Origin of the sequence: Synechococcus sp. R5-12, from assembly GCF_047502655.1 — a bacterium.
In the GTDB taxonomy this organism is placed as follows: Bacteria; Cyanobacteriota; Cyanobacteriia; order Thermostichales; family Thermostichaceae; genus Thermostichus.
Genome location: NZ_JANSIM010000005.1, coordinates 1 through 7,887, shown reverse-complemented (window position 1 = coordinate 7,887; position 7,887 = coordinate 1). Strand labels below are relative to the sequence as shown.

General features: G+C 58.2%; 7 protein-coding genes. 6 read left to right on the top strand and 1 reads right to left on the bottom strand.

The window, feature by feature from the left end:
• Window positions 1-266 (top strand): ATP-binding protein (locus tag NW843_RS00450; RefSeq protein ID WP_414521785.1); only part of this gene is annotated, 266 nt, incomplete at its 5' end.
• Between the two features lie 178 nt (window positions 267-444).
• Window positions 445-1,527 (top strand): isocitrate/isopropylmalate dehydrogenase family protein, encoded by a 1,083-nt coding sequence (locus NW843_RS00445; RefSeq protein ID WP_414423603.1) that lies wholly within the window; start codon window positions 445-447, stop codon window positions 1,525-1,527.
• 56 nt (window positions 1,528-1,583) lie between these two features.
• On the opposite strand, the gene NW843_RS00440 is transcribed toward NW843_RS00445, so the two are convergent.
• Window positions 1,584-2,510 carry a D-isomer specific 2-hydroxyacid dehydrogenase family protein gene (locus tag NW843_RS00440; protein WP_414406352.1) on the bottom strand — a complete coding sequence of 309 codons (927 nt, stop codon included), beginning with the start codon at window positions 2,508-2,510 and terminating at the stop codon, window positions 1,584-1,586.
• Window positions 2,511-2,846: 336 nt separating this feature from the next.
• On the opposite strand from NW843_RS00440, the gene NW843_RS00435 reads away from it, so the two are divergent.
• The 4 genes from NW843_RS00435 (at window position 2,847) to queA (ending at window position 7,807) form a co-directional block, all read left to right on the top strand.
• Entirely contained in the window at window positions 2,847-4,058 is a 1,212-nt protein-coding gene (locus NW843_RS00435; RefSeq protein ID WP_414521784.1) for a phosphodiester glycosidase family protein, read from the top strand.
• A 1,074-nt stretch (window positions 4,059-5,132) separates the two neighbouring features.
• On the top strand, window positions 5,133-5,840 hold the full coding sequence (locus NW843_RS00430) for a cob(I)yrinic acid a,c-diamide adenosyltransferase (protein WP_414521783.1): 708 nt from the start codon (window positions 5,133-5,135) through the stop codon (window positions 5,838-5,840).
• Window positions 5,841-5,963: 123 nt separating this feature from the next.
• Window positions 5,964-6,545, top strand: coding sequence for a dCTP deaminase (dcd, locus tag NW843_RS00425; protein WP_011433274.1), 582 nt, complete (start codon window positions 5,964-5,966; stop codon window positions 6,543-6,545).
• Window positions 6,546-6,628: 83 nt separating this feature from the next.
• A complete protein-coding gene (queA, locus tag NW843_RS00420; RefSeq protein WP_414521782.1) occupies window positions 6,629-7,807 on the top strand; it encodes a tRNA preQ1(34) S-adenosylmethionine ribosyltransferase-isomerase QueA in 1,179 nt (392 codons plus the stop codon).
• The last annotated feature ends 80 nt before the right edge of the window (window positions 7,808-7,887 follow it).

The following is a 7,887-nucleotide window of genomic DNA, read 5'->3' as shown; positions in this document are numbered from 1 at the left end:
AGCCCGCTCCGTACCGCTTTAGCGGTCGGAGTCGGGTAGTTTACGCTCCCTACACCCACTTGGAGCTGAAGATCATCGACGATGGCTGTGGTATGCCGGAGTCCAAGAGTGGGGCGGATCCCGCCCAGCCGCCCGGCCATGGCCACGGGTTGCTCAACATGCGCTACCGAGCCGAGTTGATCGGGGCAAGCATTGCTTGGCGTAGTCGCCGCTTTGGCAGTGGCACAGTGGTGGAACTGCGGATCTCTTTGCCGCCGAGTTCCTAATCTTGTCCCCAGCCCAGTCTTTTCAAGGTAGCGGACGCAGCATTTTCGGTCTCAACCTGTTCTATAGTCGTTTAAGCTCAAGGGTTCCCGGTTCTCTAACCTGTCTGGTGGAGGGATCCTCTCACGCTGGCAAGGCGGAGTTTTTGCGCTGTCGTTAACACTGCGAGGAGAAGCATCTGTGGCCTATCGTGTGACTTTGATCCCTGGGGATGGCATCGGCCCGGAAGTGGCCAAGGCGATGACCACGGTCTTGGAGGCTACTGGGGTTCGGTTCGAATGGATCCCGGTAGAGGCAGGGGTGGAGGTGATTGAAAAATACGGCACCCCCTTGCCGCCCCAGGTGTTGGAGTCCATTCGGGAAACCAAAGTGGCGATCAAAGGGCCGATTGGCACTCCCGTAGGTACTGGCTTTCGTTCGGTCAACGTAGCCATTCGCAAGGAGCTGGATCTCTACGCCAATCTGCGCCCGGCCAAATCCATGCTCGGTGTCAAAAGCCCTTTTCAAGACATCGACCTAGTGGTGGTGCGGGAAAATACCGAAGATCTCTATGCCGGGATCGAGTTTGAACGGGGCACGCCGGAAGCCATCCAGGCGCGGGAGGAAATGATGCGCCTTTCCGGCAAACCCATCCGCGAGGGATCCGCCATCGGCATCAAGCCCATTTCGGACTTCGGCAGCCGCCGCATTGTCAAATTTGCCTTTGAGTACGCCCGCCAGAATGGCCGCAAGAAGGTGACGGCAGTGCACAAAGCCAACATCATGAAATTCACCGATGGCTTGTTTCTGCAGGTGGCGCGGGAGGTGGCCCAGGAGTATCCCGACATCGAGTTTGAAGATCGCATCGTGGACAACATGTGCATGCAACTGATGCAAAAGCCGCAGCTCTACGATGTGCTGGTGCTCACCAACCTCTATGGGGACATCATTTCCGACTTGTGCGCGGGGATGATCGGCGGGCTGGGGGTGGCGCCGGGGGCCAACATCGGCGACGGCATTGCGGTTTTTGAGGCCATTCACGGCTCTGCTCCCAAGTACGCTGGCCAAAACAAAGTCAACCCCTGCGCTCTGATCCTCTCCGGGGCGATGATGCTGCGCTACCTAGGAGAGCGAGAGGCTGCCGCAAGGGTGGAGGCGGCGGTGCAGGCGGTGATCGCCGAGGGCAAGCAGGTCACCTATGACCTGGCCACAGGGGATCCCGTCGGCACTCAGGAAATGGCCAAGGCCATTGCTGCCCGCGTGCGGGAGATGGCTTCGCAGTAGGGTTTGGCGCCAAATGTTCTGATCCCAGGCTCCCCAAGGGAGGGGGGCTAGAGGACTCAATACCCCAAAACCGGATCCACCACCCCCAGCAAGGGATCCCCGGCCCGGAAGCGCCGCACATTTTCTCGCACCCGCTTAGAGAGGGCTGGGACAATCATGGCATCGGTAAGAGCAGTGTGGGGGGTAATCAGGCAGTTGGGCAAGCTCCAGAGGGGATGCCCATCCGGTAGGGGTTCGGGATCCGTGACATCCAAGGCGGCCCCGCGAATGACCCCCTGCTGCAGGGCGGCCACCAAGTCGGAGGTCACGATGTGCTTGCCTCGCGCCACATTCACCAGCCAGCACTGGGATCCCATCTGCTCCAACTCAGCTTGGGCGATGATCCCCTCGGTTTCCGGCGTGAGGGCCAAAGCCAGGATCACCACATCTGCCCCTGCCAACACCGTTTGCCGTTCCGCGAGTGTCACCACCCGCGTGGCCCCCGGCAAGGGATCCGCCTTGCGACGCACCACGTCGATGGAGCACTGAAAAGGCTGCAACAGCTTGATCAACTCTTGGGCGATGCCCCCGGCCCCAAAAATGACCACGCGGCTGCCCCAGAGGCTGGTACCGGAGCCTTCCTGCCACGTTTGGGCCAAGGCGCGGATCTTCAAGTCGCGCAAGCCGGCCAAGGTCAAGGCCAAGGCATGTTCTGCCACCGGTTGAGCATAGACTCCCTTGCCACAAGTCCACACATAGGCAGGATGCAAAACCCCTGCCCGGACAAAAGGCTCTACCCCCGCCCAGGGCAGCTGCACCCAGCGGATCCCTTTCCCTTCCGCCAGACAGCACTTCAGGCCGGGCACATCAAAGGCATCGGCCCAGACCAAGGCTTCTGCTTCTGCCAGGGGCACAATTTCGCCACCCCCTGCCAAAACAGCCTCTTTGAGCCAGGGGCGAAGATGGCCGGGTTCGACGGCAATGCGTTTGCCTTGGATGCCCATAGGAACCGTTGGATAAGGCTTTCCCCTTGCCAGGATACTGTCGGCAGAGCGAGAGATGGCATGCACGGGCAGCCGCAAAAACCGGTGATCGAGTGTTAAGGGATCCCAAAGGGATCCTGGGCCACTTCCATAGGATCGCTAGGGTGAAAATTAGGGCTGCTGTGTTGGCTCAATCCTTAAGTAGGTAGCATTCCCCGATGACCCTTTCCGAACTGCTGATCTTGGTGACGCTGCTCTTTCCCGGGATCCTGTTGTCGCTCATTGTGATGGGAACCTTTGCCGCAGGGGGATAATCATCTCCCAATGACAATGGTGAAGCCCTAAAGACGTGAAGACATGTCCAAAACCAAGCTGAGCGCCTGGGTCATGGGCTGGGGGTTAGCCTGCACTGCTGCTCTCTTTTTGCCCAGCGTGGCTGCTCAAGCTCAGGTGACCCTCGGTGTGCAGCCGGTGCGGGTGGTGCAAGGGATCCCTTTGTACCAGAAGGAGGTTTGGGTTGGAGACAATCGGATCCCCGTTTCTATCGTGGTCATTTCTCTCGCAGCGGGCCAACTGCGGCCTATCTGGGCTGCACGCGCGGGGCTGGTGGGTTTGGGGGAGCTGTCTTCCTTTGGCCCCGAACAGGGGGCAGTAGCCGCCATTAACGGTGGGTTTTTCAACCGCAACACCCGTCAGCCGCTGGGGGCAATTCGTCGGGATGGCCGTTGGATCTCCAGCCCCATTTTGGGTCGTGGGGTCATCGCCTGGTCGGATGGGACGGCAGGGCAAGAAGGGGGATCCGTGCGCTTTGCCCGTTTGCGGATGCAAGCAGAGCTGCGCAATGCCATTGGGGATCAAATCCCAGTGGTGGGCATCAATACAGGCTATATCCTGCCCGGCATCTCCCAGTTCACCCCCGACTGGGGATCCACCTACACCACCCAAACGGACGACGAAATGCTCGTGATGGTGCGGGAGGATCGGGTGCAAGAGATTCTGATGGCTGGCCTGGCCGGCAGTTTAACGGTACAGATTCCCAGTGAGGGGTATGTATTGGCAGGGCGGGGGCTAGAAGGTGCCCTAGAAGCCCGCAAGCTGGTTCCCGGGGATCGCCTCAGCTTTTATCTGCGCTTGGATCCGCCTGAGCTGGAAGCCTATCCTCACCTCTTGGGCGCAGGGCCGCTCTTGCTCTTGGATGGACAGGTGGTTTTGGATGCCCGATTGGAGGGATTTCAGCCCCTCTTTCGCAGGCAGCGAGCCGCCCGCAGTGCCATTGGCCAACTGGACAGCGGACATTTGCTGCTGGTGACCGCCGGCAATGCCCAGGAAAATCAAGGGCTCACCCTGCTGGAGATGGCGCAGTTGATGCAGCAATTGGGCTGTCGCCATGCCTTGAACTTGGATGGGGGCAATGCTTCCACCTTGGTGCTGGGGGGAGAAGCCGTCAATTGGGAACACCGACACCCAGAAGCCAGCCCACTCAACAGCGAGACGGATCCCAGTCCCTCCCGGCGGCGTACACCCCGAGTTCACAATGGCCTAGGGTTTTTCCCAAGCCCAAGTCGGTGACAGAAAACTTTTGTGCCGGCGGGATAGAGTCTTTTCCCTTTGATCCAGGGATCGAGGGTGGGATCCCCGGACTTCCTGGCTGATTGGAGGAGGGGGCAGGTATTCTCCAGGATTGGATCTACCTTCTCAAGAAAAAGATCTCTCCCCCCGCCAGAGGAAGGACTCGGCTTTGATTGCGCAATGGGATCCCGGCAATCTCAGCACCCAAAGCCCCAGAGCTTTTTCAGGTCAATTTTAAGTAGGATCCAAACTGAACGCCCAATGCTCATTTCTCATAACAGAAATAGAGATTTAAGTAGAAAACATTGGCCTTGAGACCGGTAAGAAAAATGATCAAAGAGGCGATCTCTTGAAGAAGACGACCTCAGAGTATAAAAGGCACGCAATTCTTTACGCTTCTGCTAAATCAGATGCTGGTTTTCAAAAAAGTATTGTCAATAATCCATTTTTTGACGAAGATGATTGACGAATTTATATTTCTTCACTCTCGAGGTTAGAAATTAACTCCTTGGACTTTTGGTTACAATTCTCTCTACTACGAATGTTCGCTAATGTGTAGGCCTACCCGGCTCCCGACCAAATGTATAGTTGTTTTAAAAATGACTATCTCTCCTGGTGGACAAGGCTTTTGGGGTAGGTTGACCCTTGCTCCTCTCTCGTGGGTGGGCTGCTGGTACTGGCATTCCTGTTTGTGAGAGTTAATCTTATTTGGAAGAAATTGATCTTTTTCTCAAATTTTTATAGAGCACCTCTATACTCAAGTGAGATAGCCCCACACACAAGCTTCTGGGCTAGGCCTGAAATTTTATTGAGATCCCCTGTCAAAGCTTTTCAGGTATTGCCTCTTGTGCCAAAAGGCTAGGATGGGCAAGGATTGTATTTTCTATTACTCTATTGGGGATGATTTGTATGCCAGCTAGAAGCAGAACCGACTCATTGACGGATACGCACAGGTGGTGTTTCATGGAATCCATAGCCGACGCTCTCCACCACTTGTAGGCCTTGTAACCTAGGGCCGTGTTCTCTAGCCTGCTCGCGAGATAGAACGTGGTTTGCACTGCTTCTCCAAATCCTATGCCTTCCTCCAAGGATGCCGCTCCTGTAGCCCGCGCCAAACAGCCTGCGGCTCAAGCCAGCCCTGCTGCCGGCGAGCTTTTCCTTCAGCAGAATGGATCCCTCTCCGCCCAGTTGGTTCCCCAGGGATCCCTGCAGCTTTACACCCACCCCAGCCGGGGCATGTTTACGCCTGTCATGGCTCAGGCGATGCGCTTGGCAGGCCAGGGAACGCGGGTGCTGATCGTGCAATTTCTCAAGGGTGGGATCAATCAGGGGCCCGCAAATCGTCTCTCCCTGGGCAGATCCTTGGAGTGGGTTCGTTGTCGCCTGCACCGCTGCATCGATACACCTCACCTAGAGCCTGAGGAGCGGGTGGCATTGGATGAGCTGTGGCAATTTACCCAGGAGGCTGTCAGGAGTGGCCGCTATGACTTGGTGGTGTTGGATGAGCTGAGCTTGGCTGTGAAGTTGGGCCTGATCCCAGAAGCGGAAGTGCTGAGCTTAATCGACCAGCGCCCCATCTCCATGGACATGGTGATCACCGGGCCGGAGATGCCAGATTCGTTTCTGGAGCGGGCCGACTTGATCACGCAGCTGCGCCTACGTGGCATCCCAGGCCCAGGGCTGCGCACTGCCGATGGGAATGTTGCCTGCTCTCTGGATCCCCCTCAAGTCAGCGGCACAGGTGCTATGCCTACAGCAGCCCATGTTGCTCCGCACCGCTAGCGCAAACAGTTTCCGCTCCGAAAGACCTAGGCAACACGGGTCGCGTCAGGGGGGCAGAGTCCCAATAAGACTGGAGCTTGTCCACCAGATGTGCCCTCACTCTCCAGGAAGCCGGCTGTAGCCATGTTGAAAAACGACCGCTGGATCTGTGAGCAAGCGCGGCGAGGGATGATTGAGCCCTTCTGTCCTGAGCTGGTGCGCGCTGTTGAATCTCGGCCTGTTTTGAGTTACGGGCTGTCCTCCTATGGCTACGACATCCGCCTGTCGCCGGTGGAGTTCAAGATCTTTCGCCATGTGCCCGGCACAGTGGTGGATCCCAAACGGTTTAACCCCAAGAATCTGGAAGCGGTGGAGCTGCACCACGACGAGATGGGGGATTACTTTATCATCCCGGCCCACTCCTATGGGTTGGGGGTGTCTTTGGAGCGGCTGCAAGTTCCGGATAACATTACCGTGATCTGCATTGGCAAATCTTCCTATGCCAGGGTGGGCCTGATTGCCAACCTGACGCCCGCTGAGGCGGGATGGCGGGGCTATCTCACTCTGGAGTTTTCCAACGCCTCCAGCGCCGACTGCCGTGTGTACGCTAACGAAGGGGTGGTCCAGCTTCTGTTTCTGGAAGGGGATCCCTGCCAAGTGACCTACGCCGACCGCGCTGGCAAGTATCAGGATCAGCCGCAGCAGGTGGTGGTGGCCAAGGTTTAGCTGCTTCCCTCAAAAGGGAGAGGGTTGGCGGGATCCGGTTGGCTATGCTGGATCCACGTAGAACCCCATCTTGATTCATCTCCATGGATGACTCTTTTTCGCCTGCTGCCGCTCCCCCCGGTGAGGCTGAGCCTTTGGGCGATAGGGAGCCCAATCCGGATCTGCTCACAGCTTCCTACGACTACACCCTCCCTCCAGATCGGATTGCGCAAACGCCGGTGGAGCCCAGGGATCAGGCGCGGATGCTGGTGGTGTACCCGGATAGGCACGAGCATCGCCGCTTCTGCCATCTGCCTGACTACCTGCGGGAGGGGGATCTGCTGGTTCTCAACGATACCAAGGTGATCCCGGCCCGCCTGTTCGGGGCTAAGGAACCCTCTGGGGCGCGGGTCGAAGTGTTGCTGCTGGAGCCTTGCCTGGAAGGGATCCCTGCCGCCGCGCAACCTCTGCCGGATCAGGCGTGGAGCTGGCGGGTTTTGGTCAGGCCGGGCAAACGGGTGAAGGTGGGGGATCGGATTGGTTTTTGGAGCAAGCAGGGATCCCCCTCTGGGCTGAGGGCCACCATTCTGGCTTTGGATCTGGAAACCGGCGGGCGAGTGGTGCAGTTTGAGTGGGAAGGGGCGCAACCTTTTGAGGAAATCCTGGAACAGGTGGGCCGGATCCCGCTTCCTCCCTACATCAAGGCTTCCAGATCCCCAGGCTCAGGACAAGTTCGCCCTGAAGACTACCAAACCCTCTGGGCCAAACACCCCGGCTCGGTGGCTGCTCCCACGGCAGGGCTGCACTTTACCCAGGAGCTGCTGGAGCGGCTGGCCCAAAAAGGGATCCAAACGGCCTACATCACCCTGAACATCGGCTTGGGTACCTTCCGACCGGTGGAAGCGGAGCGGGTAACCGAGCATCGTCTCCACAGCGAGTGGCTCAAGGTGCCGGCAGAAACGGTGGCAGCCATCCAAAAAGCCCAAGCCCGAGGGGGGCGGGTGATCGCGGTGGGAACGACTGTGGTGCGCTCTTTGGAAACCGCGGCAGCCTCTGGCACCTTGCAGCCTTGGCAGGGGAAAAGCGATCTCTTCATCTACCCCGGCTACTCCTGGCGGGTGGTTCAGGGACTGGTCACCAATTTTCACCTGCCCCGCTCCAGCCTGATGATGCTGGTGGCTGCGCTGATCGGGCGGCAAAGGCTGCTGGCTCTCTACCGAGAGGCCATCGAGCAGGGATATCGCTTCTATTCCTTTGGGGATGGCATGCTCATCTTGCCCTAGGGCTGGGGCTGACCTGATACATTCACGCTGAACTCCCCTGAACATGGTTCAGGAAAGAAGCGATCGCATCCTGCCTATCT

What these genes read in the sequence shown, in the direction of transcription:
- NW843_RS00440 (WP_414406352.1), bottom strand. Translation starts at nt 2,510, where the DNA reads ATGGGCATCCAAGGCAAACGCATTGCCGTCGAACCCGGCCATCTTCGC.
- NW843_RS00435 (WP_414521784.1), top strand. Translation starts at nt 2,847, where the DNA reads ATGTCCAAAACCAAGCTGAGCGCCTGGGTCATGGGCTGGGGGTTAGCC.
- NW843_RS00430 (WP_414521783.1), top strand. Translation starts at nt 5,133, where the DNA reads ATGCCTTCCTCCAAGGATGCCGCTCCTGTAGCCCGCGCCAAACAGCCT.
- dcd (WP_011433274.1), top strand. Translation starts at nt 5,964, where the DNA reads ATGTTGAAAAACGACCGCTGGATCTGTGAGCAAGCGCGGCGAGGGATG.
- queA (WP_414521782.1), top strand. Translation starts at nt 6,629, where the DNA reads ATGGATGACTCTTTTTCGCCTGCTGCCGCTCCCCCCGGTGAGGCTGAG.